At 65.8% G+C, this 25,033-nt stretch carries 23 protein-coding genes; 14 read left to right on the forward strand and 9 right to left on the reverse strand.

All coding sequences use genetic code 11. The features are described 5' to 3' along the window. The first annotated feature begins 99 nt into the window (after window positions 1-99). Window positions 100-1,914: a glycoside hydrolase family 2 protein gene (locus ACZ63D_RS26855; RefSeq protein WP_465357131.1), complete on the forward strand. Its 1,815-nt coding sequence runs from the start codon at window positions 100-102 to the stop codon at window positions 1,912-1,914. A 509-nt stretch (window positions 1,915-2,423) separates the two neighbouring features. Here ACZ63D_RS26855 and ACZ63D_RS26860 read toward each other — a convergent pair. The 3 genes from ACZ63D_RS26860 to ACZ63D_RS26870 are packed head-to-tail and all read right to left on the reverse strand — an operon-like array spanning window position 2,424 to window position 5,232. Continuing rightward, a complete protein-coding gene (locus ACZ63D_RS26860) occupies window positions 2,424-2,915 on the reverse strand; it encodes a glutathione peroxidase (protein WP_465357132.1) in 492 nt (163 codons plus the stop codon). A 17-nt stretch (window positions 2,916-2,932) separates the two neighbouring features. Continuing rightward, complete coding sequence (locus tag ACZ63D_RS26865; protein WP_465357133.1) at window positions 2,933-4,462, reverse strand: 1,4-alpha-glucan branching protein domain-containing protein; 1,530 nt, start codon at window positions 4,460-4,462, stop codon at window positions 2,933-2,935. Further along, complete coding sequence (locus tag ACZ63D_RS26870; protein ID WP_465357134.1) at window positions 4,459-5,232, reverse strand: class I SAM-dependent methyltransferase; 774 nt, start codon at window positions 5,230-5,232, stop codon at window positions 4,459-4,461. The genes ACZ63D_RS26865 and ACZ63D_RS26870 overlap by 4 nt, the downstream gene beginning before the upstream one ends. 53 nt (window positions 5,233-5,285) lie before the next feature. On the opposite strand from ACZ63D_RS26870, the gene ACZ63D_RS26875 reads away from it, so the two are divergent. Further along, the gene (locus ACZ63D_RS26875) at window positions 5,286-5,717 is read left to right on the forward strand and encodes a hypothetical protein (protein WP_465357135.1); all 432 of its coding nucleotides are present in this window, start codon (window positions 5,286-5,288) and stop codon (window positions 5,715-5,717) included. Here the strand turns inward: ACZ63D_RS26875 and ACZ63D_RS26880 are convergent. Beyond that, window positions 5,695-6,534, reverse strand: coding sequence for a DegV family protein (locus ACZ63D_RS26880; RefSeq protein WP_465357136.1), 840 nt, complete (start codon window positions 6,532-6,534; stop codon window positions 5,695-5,697). The two genes, ACZ63D_RS26875 and ACZ63D_RS26880, sit on opposite strands and share 23 nt — an antisense overlap. Before the next feature lie 243 nt (window positions 6,535-6,777). On the opposite strand from ACZ63D_RS26880, the gene ACZ63D_RS26885 reads away from it, so the two are divergent. The 4 genes from ACZ63D_RS26885 (at window position 6,778) to ACZ63D_RS26900 (ending at window position 10,390) form a co-directional block, all read left to right on the forward strand. Continuing rightward, window positions 6,778-7,563, forward strand: coding sequence for an electron transfer flavoprotein subunit beta/FixA family protein (locus tag ACZ63D_RS26885; RefSeq protein WP_370939680.1), 786 nt, complete (start codon window positions 6,778-6,780; stop codon window positions 7,561-7,563). 28 nt (window positions 7,564-7,591) lie between these two features. Continuing rightward, complete coding sequence (locus tag ACZ63D_RS26890; RefSeq protein ID WP_452075672.1) at window positions 7,592-8,551, forward strand: electron transfer flavoprotein subunit alpha/FixB family protein; 960 nt, start codon at window positions 7,592-7,594, stop codon at window positions 8,549-8,551. 175 nt (window positions 8,552-8,726) lie between these two features. Beyond that, a complete protein-coding gene (locus tag ACZ63D_RS26895; protein ID WP_465357137.1) occupies window positions 8,727-9,509 on the forward strand; it encodes a GNAT family N-acetyltransferase in 783 nt (260 codons plus the stop codon). Then, window positions 9,506-10,390: a lysophospholipid acyltransferase family protein gene (locus ACZ63D_RS26900; protein WP_465357138.1), complete on the forward strand. Its 885-nt coding sequence runs from the start codon at window positions 9,506-9,508 to the stop codon at window positions 10,388-10,390. Before ACZ63D_RS26895 ends, ACZ63D_RS26900 begins: the two co-directional genes overlap by 4 nt. Before the next feature lie 429 nt (window positions 10,391-10,819). On the opposite strand, the gene ACZ63D_RS26905 is transcribed toward ACZ63D_RS26900, so the two are convergent. Then, entirely contained in the window at window positions 10,820-11,725 is a 906-nt protein-coding gene (locus ACZ63D_RS26905) for an NADP-dependent oxidoreductase (protein ID WP_465357139.1), read from the reverse strand. Between the two features lie 403 nt (window positions 11,726-12,128). Here ACZ63D_RS26905 and ACZ63D_RS26910 point away from each other — a divergent pair, with 403 nt between their 5' ends. From ACZ63D_RS26910 to mnmA, 3 genes are all read left to right on the forward strand, one after another. Further along, window positions 12,129-13,493 (forward strand): MFS transporter, encoded by a 1,365-nt coding sequence (locus ACZ63D_RS26910; protein ID WP_465357140.1) that lies wholly within the window; start codon window positions 12,129-12,131, stop codon window positions 13,491-13,493. Between the two features lie 64 nt (window positions 13,494-13,557). Beyond that, window positions 13,558-14,754, forward strand: coding sequence for a cysteine desulfurase family protein (locus ACZ63D_RS26915; RefSeq protein WP_465357141.1), 1,197 nt, complete (start codon window positions 13,558-13,560; stop codon window positions 14,752-14,754). Window positions 14,755-14,758: 4 nt separating this feature from the next. Further along, a complete protein-coding gene (gene mnmA / locus ACZ63D_RS26920) occupies window positions 14,759-15,853 on the forward strand; it encodes a tRNA 2-thiouridine(34) synthase MnmA (RefSeq protein ID WP_465357142.1) in 1,095 nt (364 codons plus the stop codon). Between the two features lie 6 nt (window positions 15,854-15,859). On the opposite strand, the gene ACZ63D_RS26925 is transcribed toward mnmA, so the two are convergent. The 4 genes from ACZ63D_RS26925 to ACZ63D_RS26940 all read right to left on the reverse strand — a co-directional run bounded on the left by ACZ63D_RS26925 (window position 15,860) and on the right by ACZ63D_RS26940 (window position 19,629). Further along, window positions 15,860-17,134: a DUF222 domain-containing protein gene (locus tag ACZ63D_RS26925; RefSeq protein WP_465357448.1), complete on the reverse strand. Its 1,275-nt coding sequence runs from the start codon at window positions 17,132-17,134 to the stop codon at window positions 15,860-15,862. Between the two features lie 151 nt (window positions 17,135-17,285). Continuing rightward, window positions 17,286-17,729 carry a GNAT family N-acetyltransferase gene (locus ACZ63D_RS26930; protein ID WP_465357449.1) on the reverse strand — a complete coding sequence of 148 codons (444 nt, stop codon included), beginning with the start codon at window positions 17,727-17,729 and terminating at the stop codon, window positions 17,286-17,288. 52 nt (window positions 17,730-17,781) lie between these two features. Next, window positions 17,782-18,825, reverse strand: a complete 1,044-nt coding sequence (locus ACZ63D_RS26935; protein WP_465357143.1) for an MBL fold metallo-hydrolase — start codon at window positions 18,823-18,825, stop codon at window positions 17,782-17,784. Between the two features lie 105 nt (window positions 18,826-18,930). Then, on the reverse strand, window positions 18,931-19,629 hold the full coding sequence (locus ACZ63D_RS26940; RefSeq protein ID WP_465357144.1) for a hypothetical protein: 699 nt from the start codon (window positions 19,627-19,629) through the stop codon (window positions 18,931-18,933). A gap of 146 nt (window positions 19,630-19,775) precedes the next feature. Between ACZ63D_RS26940 and ACZ63D_RS26945 the strand changes: the two genes are divergently transcribed. From ACZ63D_RS26945 to ACZ63D_RS26965, 5 genes are all read left to right on the forward strand, one after another. Then, on the forward strand, window positions 19,776-20,810 hold the full coding sequence (locus ACZ63D_RS26945; protein ID WP_465357145.1) for a methionine synthase: 1,035 nt from the start codon (window positions 19,776-19,778) through the stop codon (window positions 20,808-20,810). A gap of 73 nt (window positions 20,811-20,883) precedes the next feature. After that, window positions 20,884-21,588, forward strand: a complete 705-nt coding sequence (locus ACZ63D_RS26950; protein ID WP_465357146.1) for a hypothetical protein — start codon at window positions 20,884-20,886, stop codon at window positions 21,586-21,588. An 11-nt stretch (window positions 21,589-21,599) separates the two neighbouring features. Continuing rightward, a complete protein-coding gene (gene ligA / locus ACZ63D_RS26955) occupies window positions 21,600-23,759 on the forward strand; it encodes an NAD-dependent DNA ligase LigA (protein ID WP_465357147.1) in 2,160 nt (719 codons plus the stop codon). Next, window positions 23,752-24,246, forward strand: a complete 495-nt coding sequence (locus tag ACZ63D_RS26960) for a GNAT family N-acetyltransferase (RefSeq protein WP_465357148.1) — start codon at window positions 23,752-23,754, stop codon at window positions 24,244-24,246. Before ligA ends, ACZ63D_RS26960 begins: the two co-directional genes overlap by 8 nt. A gap of 511 nt (window positions 24,247-24,757) precedes the next feature. After that, window positions 24,758-24,946: a PASTA domain-containing protein gene (locus tag ACZ63D_RS26965; protein ID WP_465357149.1), complete on the forward strand. Its 189-nt coding sequence runs from the start codon at window positions 24,758-24,760 to the stop codon at window positions 24,944-24,946. Window positions 24,947-25,033 lie beyond the last annotated feature (87 nt).

The raw sequence follows: 25,033 nt of genomic DNA on the forward strand, positions 1-25,033 counted from the left end.
CGACCACCGACAACCGGCGAAACCATCAAGCCGGGCTGGGCCGTCCGAGCAGCCCTTAGCTATGCCATGGATCGGATTTCTCTGCCACCATGGCCAGTGATGACTCCAACAGAGCCCGAATGGCAGCGCGCGGATTCGCCGCTGACCACCCCGTGGACCGACCGAGTCGACCCGGCCGCGGTGCTGCCCGAGTACCCGCGGCCCCAGCTTCGCCGGCCGGAATGGCTGAACCTCAACGGCATCTGGGAGTACGCAGGATGGCCTGCCTCGCCCACGGAGCCGCGACCCGTCGGGTACAGCGAGCGCATCCTGGTCCCCTTCGCGCCGGAATCGGCGCTTTCCGGGATCGGCCGACGCGATGAAGTGCTGTGGTACCGGCGGTTGTTCGAGGTTCCGGAAAGCTGGAGCGGGCGACGAGTGTTGCTGCATTTCGGTGCAGTCGACCAGAAAGCCGAGGTGCGGGTCAACAACCAGACGGTGGTCACCCATGAGGGCGGGTACACGTCGTTCTCCGCGGACATCACCGACGCGCTCCGTGCATCAGGACCGCAGGAAATTACCGTTCGCGCAGAGGACCGCACCGACATCGAGCCGTACCCGATCGGCAAGCAGCGCAACGAACCTGGCGGTATCTGCTACACCTCGACGTCGGGAATTTGGCAGACTGTGTGGATCGAGCCGGTGCCGAACGAGCGCATTTCCTCCCTTGAGATCACCTCAGACCTGTCTGGTGTGTCGGTGTTCCCGCAGGTCACTGGTGGTGCGCAAGTGGAGTTGATCGTTTCGCCACCAAACGGCGAAGAGGCGGCGCGCGTGCGGGGTACGGCTGGTGCGCGGCTGCGGGCTAACCTTCCGGAACCGCATCCGTGGTCTCCTGACGATCCGTTTCTCTACGACATCACCATCCGACTTCTGGATGCGCACGGTGATGTACTGGATGAGGCCGCCAGTTATTGCGGCTTGCGAACGGTAGAAATCGTCCCGGATGTCGACGGACGGCCGCGGATCGCGTTGAACGGCCGGGTCACCTTCCTGCACGGACCACTCGACCAGGGCTACTGGCCGGACGGCGGTTACACCGCGCCGACGGACGAGGCGCTGCGGTTCGATCTCGAGAAAACGAAGGAACTCGGGTTCAACCTGGTCCGCAAGCACGTCAAAGTCGAGCCCCCGCGTTGGTACTACTGGGCAGACCGGCTGGGTTTGGCCGTCTGGCAGGACATGCCGTCGCTGGTCGTCTCATTTGCCGGACCGCCCGGGCACGCACCTGATCCGTTGCCCGAAGGACAGCGGAGATTCGAGGCAGAGCTGAAGGAGATGGTCGCGCAGCTGCGCAATGTCACGTCGCTCATCGCCTGGGTGCCGTTCAACGAAGGCTGGGGAGAATTCGATACCGCCCGGATCGCGAAACTCGTCAAGGAACTCGACCCGGCGCGGCTGGTGATCGCCAACAGCGGCGTGAACTGCTGCTTCTCTCGCCCGGACACTGGTGCGGGCGACATCTACGACGATCACACGTATGTCGGGCCGGGGGAACCGAACGAGGGGGACAATCGCGCATTGGTAGACGGCGAATATGGTGGCCTGGGCTTGGTTCTCGAAGGCCACATTTGGCCTGGTCCGCCTAATGCCTACGAGATGACGACCGATTCCGCACAACTCACTGCCCGTTACGCGGAGGTGAGCGAACGCCTCGAAGGACTGGTTTCCGACCTGGGGTTGTCCGGCGCGATCTATACTCAAACCACTGATGTAGAAAACGAAGTGAACGGCCTCATCACCTACGACCGCCGAGTGCAGAAGCTCGACTTCGCCGACGCCGCGAACCACAACCGAAAGGTGATCGCGCGTGGCTCGCACCCCGAGGTGAAGACCGCTGCCGAGCTGGCTGGCGAGGCTCCGGACAGTCGTTGACCTGCGATTCGCCATTGATCGGCCACGCAAGACATGCAGTGCGGCCTGGGGGACGAACCAGACCGACCTGCGATTCGCCACTCACTGGCGACAAGCTGGTCAACGGTGTGCTCGGTGCTGGTCAGAAGTCGTCTAGCCCGGACTCGCTGCTTCACCGTCGCCGGTCAGCGGCCACTGAGCCACGCCGACCAGAGGTGTCGAACTTGCCTTTGAACGGCGACGGCATCCTCGGCCTTGGCGACAGGCTGATGTTGGGATGCGTGGAGACGTTCGCTCACGGTGACTCACGCCGTTAGTAGGCATTTGCCGATGAGAGGCGAGAACGCCGCGGGCGAGCAGAGGCGGTGAACGCCCGACGTTCGCCGCCGAACGGCAACGGCAGAAACCGACGGCCCGCGACGCCTCCTTCGGAAGCCAACCAGCTCGGTGCTCGACTGGTATTCGCCGAAAAACGGCAAAGGCTCTCCGGCCGCGGCGAATCGACGCAGGCCGGAGAGCAGGTCCGAAGCTCAAGCAGGTAGAGCCGCTTCGATCACCGCGACGACCGTCTCGTCTTCCGGCTCCGTACGCGGGCGGAAGCGACCGAGTACCTCGCCGTTCGGGCTGATCAGGAACTTCTCGAAGTTCCACTGCACGTCACCGGCTTCGCCGTCCGCGTCGGGAGTATCCGTGAGGCTCGCGTAGAGCGGGTGCCGCCGATCGCCGTTGACGTCAATCTTCTGGAACAGCGGGAACGAGACTCCATACGTCGTGGAGCAGAACGTCTGGATTTCCTCCGCGGTGCCTGGCTCTTGGCCGGCAAACTGGTTGCACGGGAATCCGACGACCGAGAAGCCTTTGTCGCCATAGCGTTCCTGCAGGCGTTCCAAACCGCTGTACTGGGGTGTCAACCCGCACTTCGACGCCACGTTCACGACGAGCAGAGTCTTGCCAGCCAGCGGTCCGTCGAGAGTGGTGTCTTCGCCGGACAGCGTCTTGAGAGGCAGGTCGCGGATTCCCATGGAATTCCCTTCGATCGTCACGGGTGTGAACGGCGCAGGGCGCGCGCATCCAGATGTCCGAACGGGCCGTCGGCCCGGCGGTATTCCTCAGCCAGAGCAAGCGCGCGAGCACGATCCCCGCTGCGCAACAGTCCTGCCAAGGCATCAAATCGTTCGGTGTGCACACGGGCGCGCCGACGCGCGTAGTCGGCGGCGGAGTCTTTAGTGACCATGAACGCCCAGTCGCTGGACAGCGCCATCATCGCCTCGGCGACAGCCTGATCGGCGACGGTGTCGCGAGTGGTCCCGTCCTGCCTGTCGACCAAGTCGAGCAACCGTGTCTGCAGTGCGGTGTTGTCCTGCACCATGTCCGCTACCTGTTCGCCATCCCAGACTCGCCAGTCCTTGCCGGAGCCCCAGGAAGACGCGGGCAGCTGAACCGGTTCGCCAAGGTGTCCGGCCTCGAGCGCGCCGCGCAAAGTGGTCACCCGGACGCCGGCTTCGGGCAGTGCGCGCAGGATTCCTTCGAGCCACGCGGGCCCTTCGTGCCACCAGTGACCGAAGAGTTCGGTGTCGTAGGCCGCGACTACCAGCGATTCACGGCCGTGTTGCTCGCGGAGCGACCTCAGCCGCGCGACGACCGTTTCGACGAAATCCTTGACGTGCGAGCCTAGAACGTCCGCGGCGAGCGCGGGGTCGTAGGGAGCTTTGTCTTGCGGTTCAACGGTTTTACCGGTGACACGCGACGCTTTCAGTCCGACTTCGTGTGCCCAGGTGTGGAAATCTCGGTACGCCGCATGGCCTGGATAACCTGCTTTCGGTGACCAGACGCGGTAGGTGACTTCCAGATCGCGGCCGAAGCAGATGACGTCAGAGTCGCCGACGGGATGCGCGGCGGAGGTGTCACCATGGAGTGAAGGGCCATCTACAAGGAAGCGTCGCACTCCGGCGTCGTGGTAATCTCGTTCCATTCCCGGTGCATAACCACATTCAGGTGCCCAAATACCTTCTTGTGCGCGGCCAACGCGCAGCGCGGTGTCCTCAAGTCCGGCCTGGAGGGCGAACCGTCGCACTCGCTGGTCCAGCAATGGCTGGAACGGATGCGCCAGAGGTCCGCCGAGCAGTTCGATCGTGTCACTGTCCACAAGCGACCGGAGGATCGGCGAGAAACCGTGCCGCCAGCGCGTTTCCAGCTCTTCGGCGGCGTGCATCGCGGCTTGGTGCTCGGCCGTGGCGAGGTCCCGCAGCAATGGGTCGCCGCGCCAGAGCGTCGATGCGTGCTGTGTGCGCAGCTGCCAGTGGCCGATCCAGTCGTGGCAGGCGCGGATAGCGTATGGATCGTCAAGCTGCGCGGCGAGGACTGGCGTCATGCCGAACGTCAGGACGTCGCGTCGCCCCTCAGCGGCGAAACGGCGCAGCAGGTCGACAACCGGCAGGTAGGAATGCGTCCACGCCTGGTACAGCCATTCTTCGCCGACCGGCCAGCTGCCATGGTGCGGCAGCCACGGCAGGTGGCTGTGCAGGACGAGGCAGAACGTGCCTTCGTGCTCGGGGTTCCGGGCGCTCACGGGCGCACCGCCACGGCCACCAGGTCGAGGCTTGCGTCAAGGTCGTCGTCATGCACGACGAAGTCATCGGCTCGGATCGCTGCGACGTCCGCGAGTAGGTCAGCGGGCCAGGTGGCCTGCCCGGGAAGGGAACCCATGACGACGTCCAATTGAGCGTCGATGATGGACCCGTTGTAGCGGGTTTCCAAGGTGCGCAGGGATTCCGCGTGGTGCAGCCCGTACAGGGCAGCGACTGTGAACCCGGCTGAGCGCAGCAGATCGTCCATTTCGGACGGTGCCAGTTCGCGCGTGTGGAACGGGTTGAGCGGGGTGTCGCTGTCCGGCGTAAAGGTGAGCCGGTTCGGGGTCGTGACCAGCAGTTTGCCGCCGGGGCGCAGGACGCGGAAGCACTCGGCGAGGAAACCGGCCTGGTCCCAGAGGTGCTCGATCACCTGGAAGTTCGCCACTACGTCGACAGCGCCGTCCCGCAGAGGGAGGTATGCCAGGTTCGCTCGCGCGACGGTGACATCCGGGTACCGGCGTGCGACGTGCTCGGTGGTCGGCACGTCGTAGTCCAGCGCCAGTACTCGCCGGGCGTGCTGGGCGATCAGCCCGGCGCCGTAGCCCTCGCCGCAGCCGGCTTCGAGCACCGTCGCGTCGGTGCAGTGGGGGAGGAGGGCGAGGTAGGCGGCTTCATGACGGCGGAACCAATAGTTCTCCTCGGGGATGCCGGGGACGGTTCGTTCGCCGGTGAGGTGCAGTGCCTCGGCCCGGGTGGCTGCGTTGGTCACCTGCGCGACCCTAGCGCCTGTCACGTTTCGCGCAGCCCTCTCGTTCCAGCCGTATGCAACGGACGATCACGCGCATCCTCCTGCTTCTGCTCGGCCTCTACACCCTGGTGCAGGGGCTCTGGCCGCTGCTCGATCCGACCGGGTTCTACCAGGACTTTCCCGGTTTCCGGCACGGCTGGGTCTCGATGGACGGGCCCTACAACGAGCACTTCATCATCGATTTCGGCGGCCTCAGCCTGGCGCTCGGCACGATGCTGGTCGGCGCTGCCGTGATGGGTACCACAACTGTCGCGCGGTGGGTGGCGGTCGCGGCGCTGCTGTTCGCGGTCCCGCACCTCGTCTACCACGCGGGTCACGTCGCGCACTATCCGCAACTCGACCAGGTGCTCATCATCGGCGGGCTAGCGGTGACGGTCCTGCTGCCGCTTGTGGTGCTTTTGGTCCCTGGGCGGCGAATCGAGGTCAGTTCGACGGCGACACCGTGATGCTGAGCGCACCAGGGCCGACGTGAGCGCCGATCACGGTGCTCGCGTCGCCCACCACGATCTCGCCCGCGCCGGGCACGCGCTCCCGCAGCCGCTGAACGATCTCAGTCTCGTCGGAGCCGAATCGGGTCACCGCGAGGTCGACGGGCTGGTCACCGGCGGCCTTCACGGCCAGGTCGACGAGCCGGTTCATCGCTCGTTTAGTGCCGGGAACCCGGGCGAGCGGGCTCACTTCTCCATTGCGGACGGTGAGCAGCGGCTTGATCGCGAACGCGCTCCCGAGCATCGATTGGGCGGCACCGATCCGTCCCGATCGCCGCAAGTACTCAAGCGTGTCGACGTAGATCAGTTCGGTCGAGTTGCGCACTCGCCGTTCCGCGGCGTCGAGGACCCGTTCGAGCTGTCCGCCTGCTCCGGCGACCCGGGCGGCGGACACCGCTGCGTAGCCGAGACTCATGCTCGCCGTCCCGCTGTCGAGGATGTGCACCGGAATCCGGACCTGCTGGGCGGCTTCGCGGGCGGCTTCGACGGTCTGCGAAAGCCGTCCGGAGATGTGCAGGCTCACGATCGCGGACGCGCCGGCGGAAGCCGCGTCCTGATAGCTCCAGAAAAACGCGCCCGGGTCGGGCGGCGAAGTCGTGACGGCCGCGCCGGATTTCATCGTCTGGATGAGCTCGGTCCGGTCGAAGCGGTGCTCGTCGTCCGTCTGGTCGCCGACGTGCAGCTGGACCTGGACGACACTGATTCGCCACTGAGCGGCGAGCTGCTCGGGCAGGCACGAGGTCGAGTCGGTGACTACGGCGATGTGCGCGGACATGGTGCCGGAGCGTAACCCCTAACGGCCTACTGCGAGTAAGTGACCGTTGGTCCGATCGGGCGAGTGGCGCGCTGGACGGGCTAACCGGACAACTACTAGGACGATGGTCCCAATAGATTGCTCATCCAGGTGAATGCCGTCACCTCGAGGGGTCCGGCCGCGGAATTGCCCCTAATCTACCGCTCAGTAGAGCACTGTCCCGCGGCCGAGAGCCGGCCCCAACCGGGAGGTCGAAGAAGACCCATGACGAACATCGTTGTCCTGGTCAAGCAGGTACCGGACACCTACTCGGAGCGGAAGCTCTCCGGTTCCGACAACACCCTTGACCGCGAATCCGCCGACGCCGTGCTCGACGAGATCAACGAGAAGGCCGTCGAAGAGGCCCTCAAGATCAAGGAAGCCGGTGAGGGCGAGGTCACCGTGATCTCGGTCGGCCCGGACCGCGCGACCGACGCGATCCGCAAGGCCCTCTCCATGGGCGCCGACAAGGCCATCCACGTGTCCGACGAGGCGCTGCACGGCTCCGACGCGATCGCCACGGCGAAGGTCATCGCCGCCGCGGTCGGCAAGGTCGAGGGTTTCGACCTGATCCTGGCCGGCAACGAGGCGTCTGACGGCCGTGGTGCCGCTGTGCCCGCGATCCTCGCCGAACTGCTCGGCGTGCCGCAGTTGACCTACGTGCGCCAGCTGACCGTCGAGGGCTCCTCCGTGAAGGCAGACCGCGAGACCGAAGACGGCATCACCCACCTCGAGGCGAACCTGCCGGCGCTGGTGAGCGTGAGCGAGAAGATCAACGAGCCGCGCTACCCGTCGTTCAAGGGCATCATGGCCGCGAAGAAGAAGCCGGTCGAGACGCTGACCATCGCCGACCTGGGCATCGATGCGGGCGAGGTCGGTCTCGCCAACGCGTGGTCGACGGTCGTCGAAGCCTCGCCGAAGCCGCCGCGCACCGCGGGCGAGAAGGTCGAGGACGAGGGCGACGGCGGCTCGAAGGTCGCCGAGTACCTGGTCGCGCAGAAGCTCATCTGAGACACGGTTTCGAGGAGGATTCCGGAAAATGGCTGAAGTACTCGTCCTCGTCGACCACGTCGACGGTGATGTCAAGAAGGTCACGCTCGAGCTGCTGACCGCTGCGCGCGCCCTTGGCGAGCCCTCCGCCGTCGTGGTGGGCCCGACCGGCACCGCGGCGAAGGCCAAGGAAGCGCTCGCCGGCCACGGCGCGGCGAAGGTGTACGTCGCCGAGGGCGACGACGCTGCCGGTTACCTGGTGACCCCGAAGGTCGACGTGCTCGCGAAGCTCGCCGAGCAGGTTTCCCCGGCCGCGGTGCTCGTCGCCGCCAGCGCCGAGGGCAAGGAGGTGGCCGCGCGGGTCGCGCTGCGGCTGGGCTCCGGTCTGCTGTACGACGCGGTCGGCGTCAACGCTGACGGCACCGTGGACCAATCCATCTTCGGTGGCGCATTCTCCGTGAAGGCCAAGGCCGCCAAGGGAGCGCCGGTCGTTTCGGTGCGTCCGGGCGCGGTCGAGGCAGAGGCTGCCGAGGGCGCGGCCGCCGAGGAGACCGTCGAAATCCCGGCGCAGGACCCGGCGAAGTCGGCCAAGATCACCGGCATCGAGCCGGTCGTGGGCGGCGACCGTCCGGAGCTGACCGAGGCGTCGATCGTCGTGTCCGGTGGCCGCGGCGTCGGTTCGGCGGAGAAGTTCGACGTCGTCGAGAAGCTGGCCGACTCGCTCGGCGCGGCTGTCGGCGCGTCCCGTGCCGCTGTCGACTCCGGCTACTACCCGGCGCAGTTCCAGGTCGGCCAGACCGGCAAGACGGTGTCGCCGCAGCTGTACATCGCGCTCGGCATCTCTGGTGCGATCCAGCACCGCGCCGGCATGCAGACGTCGAAGACGATCATCGCGGTCAACAAGGACGCCGAGGCTCCGATCTTCGAGATCGCCGACTTCGGCGTGGTGGGCGACCTGTTCAACGTCGCGCCGCAGCTGACCGAGGCTGTCGACAAGCGCAAGGGCTGACGTTTCTCCAGCCCGGAAGGCCGTCGCGTGCTCGCCACGCGGCGGCCTTCCGCGTTCTCCAGGCGCTTCCCTCCAGCCTGAGAGGAACCTGAGAACCGGCAATTAACTCAACGTGCACTGACCGGTCATCGATTGGCACTCTCCGAGGCCGCTTACCGGCAGGTACACCTTGACCATGACGTCGTCACAGCTCCTCGTCAGTACTGATCAGGCGGGTGCCGACCTTCCCGCAGGCGCGCCGCGGTATTCGCTTCTGGTCGCCAACGGGAACGATGAAGTGCTCGCCGCACAGAAACTGCGATACCGGGTTTTCGCCGAGGAGATGGGGGCGGAACTGCATTCCCCGGAGCCCGGCCGGGACGTCGACCGCTTCGACGAATTCTGCGACCACCTCGTGGTCCGCGACGACAACACCGGCGAGATCGTCGGCTGCTACCGCATGCTTCCGCCGGAGCGCGCCGAGCAAGCCGGAATGCTCTACTCCGACAGCGAATTCGACTTGACGACGCTCGCCGCATTGCGGCCGTCCTTGGTCGAGACCGGACGATCCTGTGTCCACCCTGACCACCGCAGCGGCGCCGTGGTGAGCCTGGTGTGGGCCGGGATCGCACGCTACATGCTCCTTTCCGGACATCGTTACCTCGCTGGCTGCGCTTCGGTCCCGCTGAACGATGACGGCAGCTACGCCGCGGGCGTCTGGGATGTCTTGCGCACCAAGCATCACGCCGACGACTCGTTGCGCGTTTCGCCGTTGATCCCGTGGGACCCCAGCGCTGTCGCGCGTCCCGACCGGGCCGTGCTCCCGCCGCTGATCAAGGGTTACGTGCGGCTGGGCGCCAAGGTGTGCGGCCCGCCGGCCCTCGACGCCGACTTCGGGGTCGCGGACTTTTTCGTCCTTCTCGACCTGCAGCAGGTCGATGAACGGTACTTGAAGTTCTTCCTCGGAGCGCAAGGATGAGCCACGCATGGATGCCGACGTCGCCCTGCGGTGACGGTTGCCTCACCGAGGGCGCGCCGACAGTCGGCTTGGCTCGGCGGTTTTTGCGCTTCACAGCAGCAGTTTCAGTGGTCTTCGCCGCGCTGCTGATCGCGCCTGCGTTGCTGGTTATCCGCGGCCGGGCCCGGGAACGCTTGCTGCGCCGGATTTTCCGGGCGGTGCTGCGAGCATTCGGCGTGCGGATGTCCGTGGTGGGCGGCGAGGACTTTCTCGCCGCCCCGGCCGGCCGCGGTGCGCTGGTGGTGAACAACCACATCTCGTGGCTGGACATCATCGCCATCAACGCACTACGCCCGATGCGCGCGCTCGCGAAGATCGAGATCGGCTCCTGGCCGGTCCTCGGCACCCTCGTGCGTCGCGGCGGCAGCATCTTCCTGGATCGCAACCGTTTGCGCACCTTGCCGGGCACTATGGCCGAACTTGCCGACAGTCTCCGCAGCGGCGCGCTCGTCAACGTCACTCCCGAGGGCACCACCTGGTGCGGCCTGGCTTCCGGCCGCTTCACCACGGCCACGTTCCAAGCCGCGATCGACGGCGGCGTCCCGGTCCGGCCGATCGCCCTTCGCTACCGCCTCTCTGACGGTCGCGAAACCAGCCAGCCGGCGTTCATCGGTCCGGAATCACTTATCGCGTCCTTGCGCCGGGTCGCCGCGTTGCGCGGTCTGGTGCTGGAAGTGCACGTGTGCCCGGAAATCGCCCCCGGCCGCGCCGAAGACCGCCGTTCGCTGGCGGCGCTTGCCGAGGCGGCTGTCCACTCGGCCCTCGGCACAGTCCGGATCCCGCCGCAGCGCCGCCGGGTTTTGGTTGGCCGTCGCGCGTCTTCCCAGCCAGTCGTGCACTGACGAACACCCTGGTCACGGAGCCGCGGAGGAGAGTTGCCGTTTTTTGGCGACACGCCTCCGCGTCTCTCCCGCTCCGCCCGTCGGCTTTCGGCTTACCTCAGCCAACCCATTCGCCATTCAACGGCGAAAAGCCACCCAGCTCGCCTAGCCGCCTGATGGCTGCGACTCCCGTCTCGTCGACTGTAACCGCTGCCCAGCCAAACGCGACCACCTCATGGCGACAAGTCACTCGCGCAGGCATGCCTAGCTTCTTCGTCCCACTTGTCGCCGCTGAGTGGCAACAGTCGCCTGTCTCAGCGTCTGCTCACTGTTCTGAACATTCGCCACTGAGCGGCAACGGTCCGTCTGCCGCGGTTGCCGCAAAACGGCCACGCCACCCTGTCAAGCCGCCGGACCTGCACCACTTTCGAGTCTAGCCGACAATCGTGGTCAGGAAACGGCAATAGTCAGCTTCCCACCGGGATGCCCATTCCGGCTCTCCTCCTGCGCAGCTGCTACTTCCTCAAGCCTGAAGGTCTTCCCCTGCGCGATCCGCAGTCCATTGCGGACATATCCCAGGATCTCGTTCAGCACCTCTTGCGTCTGTCCGTCTGGACCGCCAGACGAGAACGGCAACCCAAGCTGAAACGCCGCACCGTCGGCGATAGTCACGATGCGCTCCTTCGATCCGCGCAACTCGACTGATTCCGGCAAAACGCCATGACCGGACGCGTCGAACACCGCATCGACCGGTCGGTCTGCCACTTCGCGGACCCGCTCCAGCCACCCATCGCCGTAACGCACCGGAATCGCGCCTAGCGCTTTCACCTCATCGAGATTGTGCTGTCCAGCCGTTCCGATTACCGTCGCACCCAACGCGACCGCGATCTGTGTCGCGAAACGACCGACAGCGCCACTCGCTCCGTGGACAAGCAACAGTTCGCCTGCTTTGACGTCGAGCAGACGCAACACGCGCAACGCAGTTTCGCCAGCAACCGGCAACGCCGCGGCGTCATCCCAGGAGAGATCAGCTGGCTTGCGAACGATCGCACCGCCGACCGCGAACTCCGCGTACCCGCCGGTCGTCGACCAGCCGAACACCTCGTCTCCAACGCTGAATTCGGCACCATCGCCCACAGCGTCGACCACTCCGGCGATCTCCAGCCCTGGAATCTGCGGACCTTCGAGCGCCGCACCGCCGGCCATCGCGCCCGAACGAATCTTCCAATCAATCGGGTTGATCCCCGCACGCCGGACGGCGACCCGGACCTGCCCCGGACCAGGCTCCGGTACCGGAACATCCTTCAGTTGAAGCACCTCGGGCCCGCCGTACTCGGCGAAAGTGATGGCTCGCATCTCGGTTCGCACTCTCCTTCGGTCGCTGTACGTCCTACTTAAAGCCAACCAGCATCCAGCACATTCCGAACCGCAGGCTCGATTCGCCAGTCAACGGCAACACCCACGCTTCTGTCGCGTTTGCCCACCCCGGCCCCACCCGGCGTCGTGACAGAGACGTGCTTATCCGTACCCGCAAGGGGCACTGATCCGGCGGTCTGGACACCACTACAGCGTCGACAGCTACCCGGCGTCATCGGCTTCTTGTGCTGAGCGCCCCTCGTTGCCCTGCCGTAGCTCCACAGGCTGAGTCGCGGGACGTCATCCCTGCCCCCGAATTCCACCGCGATGCGAGGCGTCCCACCCCCTGAAGGCCGGTGGGCGACTTGACCTCCAGGGCGCTGGAGGTTGCAAGCTCGCGATCATGAGCCAGACCGTCGAAGCGCAGCCTCGAAAGAGCGTCCTTTGGAGTCGCGAACACCGCCTTGTCACCGTCGGCCTGCTGCTTGTGGTCACGCTGGTGGCCTTTGAAAATATGGGCGTTGCCACTGCGATGCCGACGCTGGTCGCCGAACTCCACGGTCTCTCGCTCTACTCCTGGCCGTTCACCACGTTCCTGGTGGCAAGCGTCGTCGCCACCGTCTTGTCCGGACGGCTGGGTGACCGTCGAGGCCCAGCGCCAGCTCTCCTGGTGGGGCCGGCGCTGTTCGCCGCGGGACTGGCTGTAGCAGGCGTTGCCACAACGATGCCGATGCTCCTGGTCGGCCGTGCCTTGCAGGGATTCGGCTCGGGATTTCTGCTGGTATCCGTTTCGCTGCTGATCGCCCTGACGTTCACCGACCGCGAACGCCCCGTCATCTATGCGGCTAACGCGGCGGCTTGGGTCCTGCCCGCGGTCATCGGCCCTTCTGTGGCTGGCCTGGTGACCGTGACCGTGGGCTGGCGATGGGTCTTCCTCGGGCTGCTTCCGCTGGTCGGGATCGGCATCGTTCTTCTCTGCAAGATCACCCGTCGTTTACCCGTCCACGTGCCGATGCCAGCCGGACGTCGCGCAGGCGTCATCGCCGCTGTCGTCGCCGCGCTCGGAGTCGCTGCCCTGAGTTGGGCCGCGCAACACCCTTCGCCTGCCGCAATCGCGTACGGAGCCTTGGGCCTGATCGCGCTAGCCGTCGCACTGCGCAAGCTCCTGCCCACCGGAACCATGACCTCTCGCCCCGGATTGCCCACAGTCGTTGCCTCTCGCGCCCTGATCGCCGGTGCGTACGCGGGCATGGAGGCGTACCTCCCGCTGACCATGACTGCCGTTCACGGCTACAGCCCTGCGCTCGCTGGCTTGCCGCTGACTATCACCGCGCTTGGCTGGTCCGCCGCTTCGGCTCTCCAAGGCCGATTCCTCGACTGGTCCCGCGAGGCATCGCTGCGCACCGGCTTCGCGCTCGTCGCGGTGGGCCTGGTCGGCTTCGGTTTCGTCGCCCAACCGTGGTTCCCGGCTTGGGTGGCCTTCGCTGTTTGCGCAGTCGGCGGAGCGGGGATGGGAATCGCGATGCCCGCCATCTCGGTCCTCCTGCTGCGCTACTCGCCGGAGGGCGAGCGGGGGTTCAACACCTCCGCGATGCAGCTCGCGGACTGGGTTGGATCAGCGCTGCTCATCGGTCTCGGCGGAGTCCTCCTGGCCGCCGTCGCGTCCGCCGCCCAGCCTTCCGCCGCGATGGGACTGCTCAGCATCGCCCTCGTCCTGCTGGCATTGCTCGGCGTCCGGCTGACGAGCAGGTGGCCGAAACAGGTGTGACGTGCCACTCCGCGGCCCGGGGCGAGCTTCGTCACAGGCCGCATCGGTCTACCCTGATAGAGCGATGACCTATCTCGACCATGCGGCAACGACTCCGATGCTGCCCGAAGCCATTACGGCGATGACTGAGGCTTTGTCCACCGTGGGCAACGCCTCTGCACTGCATTCTTCGGGCCGGCGAGCTCGGCGAGCCGTCGAGGAAGCGCGCGAAGTGATCGCTGCTGCTCTGGGCGCGCGGCCATCGGAAGTTATTTTCACCGGTGGCGGTACGGAGAGTGACAACCTCGCGGTCAAGGGCATCTTCTGGGCCCGCCACGGCGAGGATTCGGCTCGGCGTCGCATTCTCTGCAGCACGGTCGAACATCACGCGGTCCTCGACACGGTCGAGTGGCTGGAGCAGCACTCCGGCGCCGAGATCACCTGGCTTGAGGTCGATGACCAGGGCCGGGTATCGCCGGAAACGCTCCGCGCCGCGATTGCTTCGGCACCGGAGACTGTGGCCCTGGCAACCGTGATGTGGGCGAACAACGAGGTCGGCACGGTCAATCCAGTCGCGGCTCTTGCCGAGGTCTGCAACGAATACGCGATCCCACTGCACACCGATGCCGTTCAAGCGGTAGGTGCGGTTCCCGTCGACTTCACTGCATCCGGCGCAGCCGCATTGACGCTTACCGGGCACAAGCTTGGCGGCCCGTACGGCGTCGGCGCGCTGCTCCTCGACCGGGACACCTCATGCGTCCCTGTCCTCCACGGCGGTGGCCAAGAGCGCAGTGTTCGCTCCGGCACTCTCGACGTCCCGGCGATCGCTGGCTTCGCCGCCGCGGTGCAAGCCGCGATCAGCGGTCGCGCGGAGTACGCCGACCGGGTCGAGAAGTTGCGCGATGAACTCGTCGCGGCGGTCCTGCGCGAGGTCCCGGACGCGATTCTGAACGGCCGCGACGGAGAGCGTTTGCCGAGCCACGCTCACTTCACTTTCCCCGGCTGCGCGGGCGACAGCCTGCTGATGCTCTTGGACGCCAAGGGCATCGAGTGTTCCACCGGCTCGGCGTGCACCGCAGGTGTCGCGCAGCCAAGTCACGTTCTCCTGGCAATGGGAGCAGACGCCGCCGCAGCCCGCGGTTCGCTTCGATTCTCGCTCGGCCACACGTCGACACTGGACGACGTGCACACGCTGGCGCGCGAGATCGGTGGCGTCGTCACCCGTGCCCGACAAGCCGGCCTCGCCGGCATGCGCAAGCAGACGCAGAAGCAAGAGGTGTAAAGCAATGCGGGTACTGGCTGCAATGAGCGGTGGAGTCGACTCGGCCGTCGCCGCTGCGCGTGCAGTGGACGCTGGCCATGACGTCGTCGGAGTGCACCTAGCACTTTCAGCTCAGCCTGGCACGCTGCGGACTGGTTCCCGCGGCTGCTGCACTATCGAGGATTCGCACGACGCTCGCCGGGCTGCGGACATCCTCGGCATCCCGTTCTACATCTGGGACTTCGCGGAGCGCTTCACCGAAGAGGTTGTTGAGACGTTCGTCGGTGAGTACGCGGCCGGCCGTACGCCGAACCCTTGCGTGACTTGCAACGAGAAGATCAAGTTCGAGGCGTTGCTTGAGAAGGCTCTCGCGCTTGGCTTCGATGCGGTAGCGACCGGCCACTATGCGCGCCTAGCGACCGTTGACGGCGAGTTGGAACTGCGCCGGAGTGCGGACGAAGGCAAGGACCAGTCATATGTTCTGGCTTCACTGCAGCCAGAACAGCTTCGTCACGCGATGTTTCCGCTGGGCGACTCCTGGAAGTCTGATGTGCGTGCCGAGGCGGAGCAGCGCGGGCTCTCTGTCGCGCGGAAGCCGGACAGCCACGACATTTGCTTCATCCCGGACGGTGACACCAAGAAGTTCTTGGAGAAGCGGCTCGGTGAGCGTCCCGGTGAACTCGTCGACGCAGAGACCGGAGCGGTGCTTGGGCGACACACCGGAGTGCACGGGTTCACCGTCGGCCAGAGGAAGGGCCTCGGCATCGATGCGCCGGCCGCTGATGGGCGACCGCGGTATGTCCTTTCGCTCGAGCCGGTTTCGGGCACGGTGAAGGTCGGGTCGTCGGCTGACCTCGGTGTTCAGGCCATCGACGCGGACCGGGCGATCTGGCCGAGCGGACGAGCCTTGGACGGGCCGACCGAATGCACGGTCCAGGTTCGTGCGCACGGAGGCATTGCCGACGCAGTCGCCGAAGTGGATGGAGACGGGCGAGTCTCCATCCAGTTGCGCGAGTCGTTGCGCGGCGTGGCACCTGGCCAGGTAGTGGTCCTTTATCGGCGAGACGACCAGGCTGGCGACCTCGTGCTCGGGAGCGCCAAGATTTCCGGCACTCGCTGATCCTCCTTACGCGCCTAGACGTTCCTCCTCAGGCTGTTCCGGTGTGCGTGGGACATCGTGCAATGGCGGAGGTGCGCTTTCAGCTTTCTCGCCTGTCGGTGTCGTGACGATCAGCTTTCCGTCCTGCATGACTTCGTAGCTCCAATCGGCTCTGTTCTTGAGACGGCGGTGGCGCAGGCAGTAGCTCAACGTCGAGTCTATGTCCGCGGAATCGGGACCAGTCGGTTCCGTGAGACAGTTCTGTGCGGGCCGCGGGCATCCGGGCTGGCGGCACTCGCGGTCGCGGACCCGCACGTACTCATCGACATCGATGCTCGGCCGATACCGGAACTTGCCGACCTCGATTACTTGCCCAGTCAGCGGATCGGTGATGACCCGGCGGACGACCGTGTCGGGACCAGTGGCGATATGGCGGGCGAGTTCGGCCGGGATAGGACCGTGGCCTCCTAGTTCGGCGGGATTGTCGTTGAGGGCCAAGTAAGTCTGCAGATCGACATAGAGGTACACCTCGGTCTGCTCTGGAACGCCGCCTTTGCCGCTGAGCAGGAGATCGATCGCGACGTCAGCGCGTAGCTGGTCGAGAGTTCTCTTCTCATCGCCGGTCTTCAGCGATCGAGCGATCTTGTCGACGCGGAGGTAGGCCGCTGCAGCTTTGCCGGTCGAGGCGTTGTCGACGGAGAACCTTGAGATGCCTTCGCTCTGGTGCTGCAGGATGACGCGTCGGGCGGCTTTCCGCTGAGCCAATCGGTTCATCGCACCGTCTGGGTCGATTTTCGTTGCGGCATAAGCGGTCGCCTTGCGGACTTGGGTGGGGTTCTTGTCCTCCAGCCGGTGTTCGAGCAGATAGTCGACCATCCGCGCATGTCGGTCGGATAGCTGGCTGGTACCTTCGGTGACCTTCATGGCGCGATACAGGTCGAACTTGCCCTGATCCATCAGCCGGAGGATTCGAGGCAGGCGTTGGGTCAATGCTTCGGCGGCAGCGAGCATCGCTCCAGCTCGGGTATCAGTGATGTGCAAGGCAAGTGCGAACTCGCATGCCAGTTCGTGTGGGTCTGACCTTCGTCTTCGCATACCCGCCATGCAATGCAGCTGCAACGCCTGCAAGCGAGCGATCTGCCGGTTCGCGTCCTTCACAGCCGCCATCAGCTGGTCTGGTTGCAGGCGATCGAAAAGATTGAGGTTCGCGTGCATGGCACGAAGAAGGAAGGCGAGGTCTGCGGTTTCGGTGGTGTTGCTGGTCTGGCCGGCGTGGTCTGCCGACGCGCTCGACTTGTTCATGATCGTCACGATACGCATTGTCTCGAGCACTGTCAGCTAAATTGCATGAGGTGACCCCTCGTGCAATCGCTTGGCTTTGAGTGACGACTCTGGCACCGTAAAAGGCGGGTGATCGAGCGCGTGGATGGCTGAAGCTGCGAGAAGGGAGTGATCAGAGATGCAGCTTGAAGCCCGTATGGCTCGCGACGAAACCCAATCTTTCGTAGAAGCGGTGCGCTGCCGTCCTCGTTGTATCCGAGGTGAGCTGGACTAGATTGCAGCCGCGTCGCCGCGATTCGTCGACGGCCCACTGCACGAGTTGCGCACCCATGCCTGAGCCACGGTGATCGCGGTGTACGCGTACAGCTTCGATTTGCCCGCGAAGTGCCCCGCGTCGCGCGAGGCCGGGAATGATAGTCAGCTGAAGTGTCGCTACCGGTCGGTCGTTTGATGTCGCGACGACCAGCAGCTGATTTGGGTCCGCAGCAATCGTTTCGAACGCCTGCAGGTAGGGCTCCAGGTCAGCCGGCGAGTCGCGGGTTGCTCCCAGTTGGTCGTCCGCAAGCATCTGGACGATCGCTTCGACATCGTCGGCGCGAGCTCGTCTCACAGTGATAGGAGGCACGGCGGATCAGTATTCCATCGGGCGAGTGCTGGATGATTGGTCGCTAGGTGGTCTTGTAGCGGCGAATGCCGTCGACGTCTTCGGCTGCGAGCTTTTTCCGCGAGACCAGCAGATCAAGGTGCGCACCGGTCTCCAGAACAGCGAGCATCTGATTGAAGGCGTCCATTTCGGACAGTTTACGGCCGCGGCGGGTCCAGCCGAGGCGGTTGGCTGCTTCGAAGGCGGTGCTTGCTCCGGCTTCGATCTGAGCTGCCATTGTTTCGAGACGTTGCCGGTGGTGTTCGAGAAGTTCGTCGATGCGGGCGTGCACGCTGTCGGTGACTGGGCCGTGAGCTGGCAGCATGCGGCGGTCTGGCATGCCGCGAACCAGACGGAGGGAGTCGAGGTAGTCGTTCAGCGGCAACTCGGTCGGAACCGGCTGAAAGCCGATCGACGGAGTGATGTGCGGGAGCACGTGGTCGCCGGAGAAGAGCAGATTGGCTGCACCGTCAACGAAAATTACGTGACCGTTGGTGTGTCCCGGAGTGTGGACCACGTCGAATTCGCGGTCGGGCAGTACTGATCGCCGCCCAGGCGTCAGCCATTCGTCCGGCTCCTCCCAAAGATTCGCCTCTGTGTGGCGAGGTTCCAGACCGAACAGCTTGCTGAGTGCAGTGATGATCTCTTGCCCGTCGCTGAGGCGAAGGAGGTCAAGTTGTGCTTGCATGGGGAACTGGTTCGGGTTGGCGCTCGCGTCGAGCGAAGGCTGCTCGAGCTTGCCGAGGGCGATCCGGTTGCCGAATTCGCGTCGCAGTGCGACTGCCTGCGTGTAGTGGTCGCGGTGGACGTGCGTGATGAGGAATTCGCGGACGTCGCCGAGCTCGGCATCGATCGCCTTGAGCGCGTCGGTCAGCAGTTGGCGAGATTCGGGGAGTGCCCACCCTGAGTCGACGAGCACGAGGTTCGTGCCGTCGGTGACGGCGTAGACGTTGACGGCGCGCAGACTGTCGTGCGGCAAGGGCAAGGGGATCCGGTACACGCCCGCGGCCACTTCGTAGACCCCGGGATCGGCCCAGCTCGAGTTACTGCCTTCGGGCAACGGCTCCACGGCGAACCTCCGTCCAGGCGGGACCTCGACGTCCCGGACTTTCCTTACATTGGGCCGTATTCCGGTCGCTGTCCACCTGGTGAGGCTGAGACACCGGTCACGTGATCAGCTGGGTTGTGCCGTGAGCGCGATGTCGATAGTCAACGTTGTCGCGATGAGCATGCTGGCCAGCGGCTCGGGGACCTGCAGCGGGATCTCGACGAGACAGGCGTTGCCGCTGATCGGCGAAAGCTGCGGCGACGGGTGGCCAACGTGGGCGACCTCGGTGCCGGCGGGATCCTCGACCGTGACTTCCCATCGTTGCCGGCCGTCGGCGACGATGCTCGCGATCGTCGTGCGCTCGGTGCGCAGGGTGAAACGGACGCGGCCTGCGTCGGCCGGGACGATCTCGCCGATTGGTGTCCCGTCCGCGCGGGTGACCACGAAGCTGCTCAGCGGGTCCTTCGAGGGCTTCTCGACCTTGAGAACAGTGCTCTGGTTAGCGTCCCGGACTTCGAACCTGCGGCTGACGTACTGGTCGGATTTCCACAGAAGCTGAATGACCTTGCGCAGGAAACTGGGCGTTGTGACAACGACCCCGCCGACCTGGAGGCCGTGGCGATCGAACACGCCGTACTCCTGGCCGGCAGTGGTCGGCTTCGCCTCGCGGCTGACGTAAAGGACCGGCTCAGTGAAGAGGGTTCGCTCAAAAGAGCGGCTTGAGGCCCGGCGGTACGGTGCTTCGGGCATGCTGCCCCGCCGCGGCTCCCGGGCGGATGCGTCACCGGGTGTTCTGCCGGGCGGTGGCGGGGCGGAGCTGGTCATGACGATCCAGACTAACGCGGCGGCCGCGGATTCGGTGCAGGCAAAGGGATATGCGGCGAATGTCCGGCTATTGCCGCGCGGTCGGGTGAAACTTGTCCGCAGGGGCGGTGCGGACGGCAGTCGCCCGTTCCGCGACAATCCGGCCTGTGAGTGAACGAGCTTGGCCTGCGGGCGCGGCGACAGGAATCGGGTCCATGCCGGGGACCGATCCCGTCGAGGCCGCTGCCGTGGTGTTCGGAGAGCTTCCCGGCTTCCCGTATGTGCCCGAATTGCCCGCTCGTGGTGTCGGCGCCGACATGATCGGACGGACCACGGCGTTGCTGGTGGACCTCGCGATCGAGGTTGTGCCTAGCGGTTATCGGGTCGCGGGGCGGCCCGGTCATGACCATCGTCGTGGGCGTGACCTGCTCCAGTGGGATCTTGACGCCGTCCAGGCCGCTCGCGAGAACGCTGGTGCGCCAGCAGTCCTCAAGACCCAGATCGCCGGGCCCTGGACGCTCGGTGCGGGGGTCGAGCTCGCTCGGGGCCATCGTGTTCTCACCGACCGCGGGGCGTTGCGCGATTTCACCGCGTCGCTGCTCGATGGGCTTGCCCAGCACGTCGCGGAGCTGACCGCGAGGACTGACGCGCCGGTGGTCGTGCAGCTCGATGAGCCGTCGTTGCCTGCTGTTCTCGCCGGAAAACTGTCCACACCGTCGGGATACGGCAACGTCCCCGCCGTGCCCGAGCCCGAGGTCCGGGAGCTGCTCGCGACGACAATCGAGCGGATCGGCGCGATGACTGGACAGCCGGTCATCGTCCACTGCTGCGCTCCGCGGCCGCCGATCGCGCTCTTCCGTGCCGCAGGGGCGGGGGCCGTCGCGTTCGACATCAGCATGCTCGCCGGGGCGTCCGCCGAGCTTCTCGACGAGATCGGCGAGGCTTGGGACAGCGGTATTTCGTTCTTCCTAGGTCTCGTGCCAGCTACGGAACCGGCGACTGCTCCGGGGCTGAAGGACGTCGCGTCGCCGGCGCTCAAGCTCGTGGACCGGCTGGGGTTCAACCGGTCAATTCTGGCTGAACGTGCTGTTCCGACGCCCGCGTGCGGCCTGGCCGGTGCCACGAACGAGTGGATGCGCCGGGCTCTTGCTCTTAGTCGCGACCTGGGCAAAGGGTTTGTGGAGCCACCTGAGAACTGGTGATTTCGCGGACGTGCCGTGACCCGGACGCGTACCGTGGTCGAGGAAGAGAAACAACCGGGGGAAATTCCGAATCATGCGTTTGTTCCGCCGTCGCCGCTCGGAAGCCGAAGCCGCGCCGCCAGATCCCCGTACGCCCTGGCCTGAACAGCCGGTGCCGTCCGACGCCGCCGCCGCGGCGGCAGCGTTCTGGGAAGGGTGGTACGAACTCCTGCCCGAGGTCAGTGCCGCGCTGGGCGAAGGCGAACCGCATCGCGTCGAGCACGACCTGTGCGTGCTGGTAGAGACGTTCCACCCGCGGCTGCACTTCTCGCTCGAACGCGGCCGGACCGCCATCTACGCGCTGGTCGTCAGCGGGCAGGAGGACCCGGAACTGCGCCAGTACACCGACGCGTGGAAAGCGGCCGGACCGCCGGACGACGCGATCTGGGAGTACCACGATTCGGTGCCCCCGGTCCCGGATCCGACCGAAGTGACGGTGAACCTGGGCGAGCACCGGATCTCGCTGGCCGACGTCCGGGTTGTCGCGCAGGTGGACGACGGCGTGGTCGACGTCGCAGTCCATCACCCCGCGTTCGCGGACCTGGACGAGGCTTCGCGCACCACGATGACTTTCCTGCCGCTCGACGCGACGCTGGGCGAGCGTCTGGCCGCCGAACGGCTGCGCCGGGTCGAGACCGCCGAGGCCGCGCCGGAGGGCACGATCGATCTGCTGGAGTTCCGGGAGCTGGTCCGCGGGCTGGCGGAGCAACCGGACGAAAGTGTCGGTGCCTCCGGCTAGGCTCACCACCTGTGAGCAGCACCGACCTTCCCCAAGACCAGGTGGCCGTGGAGGCCGCCCAGGACGTGACCGACGTACCGGCCGATGTGCGCGAGCGGCACGGCGCGCTTGCCGAGGAGATTCGCGGCCATCAGTTCCGGTACTACGTGCTGGACTCGCCGATCATCTCCGACGGCCAGTTCGACGCGCTCCTCGGCGACCTCCAAAAGATCGAGGACGAGTACCCGGCGCTGGTCACGCCGGATTCGCCGACCCAGAACGTCGGCGGCACGTTCTCCACCGAGTTCACCGCGCACGACCACCTCGAGCGGATGCTGAGCCTGGACAACGTGTTCGACACCGACGAATTCCTCGCCTGGGTCGAGCGTGTCGAGAAAGAAATCGGGTCGACGGAGTATCTGGCCGAGCTGAAGATCGACGGCCTGGCCATCAACCTGCTCTACGAAAACGGCAAGCTCACCAGGGGACTTACCCGCGGCGACGGGCGTACGGGCGAAGACGTCACGCTCAACATCCGCACCCTCGATCAGGTTCCGGAGCAGCTCACCGGCACCGAAGAGTTTCCGGTACCGAAGCTTGTCGAGGTGCGCGGAGAGGTCTACTTCCGCGTCGAGGACTTTCTTGAGCTCAACGCGAAGATGGTCGAAGCCGGCAAGCCGCCGTACGCGAATCCGCGCAACACTGCTGCCGGGTCGCTGCGGCAGAAGGACCCGAAAATCACCAGGGAGCGCCGGCTGCGGCTGATCTGTCACGGTCTCGGCAAGCGGGACGGTTTCGAGCCGGTCACGCAGTCGCACGCCTACGACGCGCTGGCAGCCTGGGGACTGCCCGTGTCGCCGCACACGCGAGTGCTGCGAACCGGCAAGGAACTCACCGAGCACATCACCTACTGGGGTGAACATCGGCACGACGCCGAGCACGAGATCGACGGCGTGGTGATCAAGGTCGACCAGGTGGCCCTGCAGCGTCGCCTCGGCTCGACGTCGCGCGCGCCGCGGTGGGCAATCGCCTACAAATACCCGCCGGAAGAAGCGATTACGACGCTGCTCGACATCCAGGTCGGCGTCGGGCGCACGGGACGGGTCACGCCGTTCGCCGTCACCGAGCCGGTCAAGGTCGCGGGCTCGACGGTCGCGCGGGCGACCCTGCACAACCAGGAAGAGGTCAAGCGCAAGGGCGTGCTGATCGGCGATCGGATCGTGATCCGCAAGGCCGGCGACGTGATCCCAGAGGTGCTCGGTCCCGTCGTCGACGCGCGGACCGGCGAAGAACGCGAATTCGTGATGCCGACGAAGTGCCCGGAATGCGGCACGGAACTCGCCTATCAAAAAGAAGGCGACAAGGACATCCGGTGCCCGAACACCCGGTTCTGTCCTGCGCAGCTGCGGGAGCGGCTGTTCCATCTCGCAGGTCGCGGCGCCTTCGACATCGAGGTGCTCGGGTACGAGGCTGCGGTCGCGCTGCTCGATGCCAGGGTGGTCGCCGACGAGGGCGACGTCTTTGACCTCAACGAGGAGTCGCTCGCCGAGGTGGAGTTGTTCCGCACTAAGGCGGGTGAGCTGTCGGCGAACGCGCGGAAGCTCCTGGCGAACCTCGATTCGGCGAAGGACCGCCCGCTGTGGAAAGTGATCGTCGCGCTGTCGATCCGGCACGTCGGACCGACAGCGGCGCAGGCGCTCGCGCGGGAATTCGGTTCGCTGCAACGGATTGAGGACGCGACCGAGGAGGAACTCGCGGACGTCGACGGCGTCGGCCCGACCATCGCGCACGCCGTGCAGGAATGGTTCGAGGTCGACTGGCACCGGGAAATCGTCGAAAAATGGCGACGGGCCGGGGTCCGGATGGAGGAAGAGCGCGACGAGTCCATCCCGCGGAATCTCGAGGGCCTGTCGATCGTGGTGACCGGTTCGCTCGACGGGTTTTCCCGTGACGAAGCGAAAGAAGCCATCATGGCGCGCGGTGGCAAGGCCGCGGGCTCTGTGTCGAAGAAGACGGCGTTCGTGGTGGTGGGCGAAGCTCCGGGGACGAAGTACGACAAGGCTGTGCAGCTGAAAGTGCCGGTGCTGGACGAGAACGGGTTCCGCGTGTTGCTGGAGCGCGGCCCGGAGGCGGCCGCGGAACTGGCGCTCGACACTGGGGCGGACGAAAAAGCTGAGAGTGGCGATGAGTGAGGTGAAGATCCGCCCGGCGCGGGAGGAAGAGTTCGACGCGCTCGGCGAGGTGACCGTCGAGGCTTACCGGATCGAGGGATTCTTCGAGGCTGATGCCGCATACGAGGCGAAACTTCGGGACGTCTCCGGCCGGGCGGAGCACGCCGAGTTGCTGGTCGCGGTCGATCCGGACGGTCAAGTCATCGGGTCGGTCGCGATCGTTCAGCCGGGGAGTGCGCTGTCCGAGATTTCGCAGCCGGGAGAGTTGGAGTTCCGCATGCTGGCGGTCGCCGAGGCGGCGCGCGGGCGCGGGGTCGGGGAGGCGCTGACCCAGGCGGTGCTGGCCCGCGGTCGGGAACTCGGTGTCGACCGGGTCGTGCTGAGCAGTCTCGACGTGATGCGGAAGGCGCACCGGCTCTACGAGCGGATGGGGTTCCGGCGGTTGCCGGGGCGGGACTGGCATCCGCATCCGGGGGTTAACCTGCTCGCGTACGAATACGGCTTCTGACGTCACGTTCTCGCAGGTCAGAGACTTTTGCCATTTTTTGGCGAAAACTCTGGGCGGGGTTCATCGCCGATATTCGCCGTTGAGTGGCGACGGCATGGCGAACCCGTCCCCGCTGGCGTCGGGTGTTGGCGGTAGGTGCCGGCCGGGCGTGAGTGGTCATCGCCGTCGCGGGCGGACCGTTGCGTACGTCGCGTCTTTTTGGCGAGCTTCACTGGGTACGAGTTGTAACGGGTAGATGTCTGGCGTCGACTCAAGCTGTCACGCGTGAGGTACCGACTCGTATCGAGGAAGCGTGATCATGGCGAAGTTCGTTCAAGCTGCCTTCCCAGTCGTTGGTGTCGCCGCGTTTCTTGCCGTGGCATGCAACGCGGCGCCACAGCCCGGAGGCACCTCAACGACGGTCGCGACTGGGACTGTGACCGCGACAGCAACCCAGTCCGCGACGGCGACCGCGAGCTCGCCGCTCAGTGCTGCCCAGCCGGCGACGATCAAAGTCCCTGACGTGTCTGGCATGACTCATCAGGACGCGCAGGACGCCATGCAGGCGGCTGGGTTGTACAACCTGCGCGAGGTCGATTCGTCCGGGAAGAAGCGGATGATGATCATCGACCGGAACTGGTGCCAGACCGGGCAGGATCCCAAGCCGGGAACTGTGGTTTCCGCTGGCACAGTCGTGACCCTCTATGCCGACAAGTGCTAATTGGCACCGCCCGGTCCGCCAAAGGAAAGCGGTCGTCATCGGCTGGCAGCACCGCACTGTTGGGGGAGATTGTCTGCACTTGAGGAC

Source organism: Amycolatopsis sp. NPDC104775 (assembly GCF_055583325.1).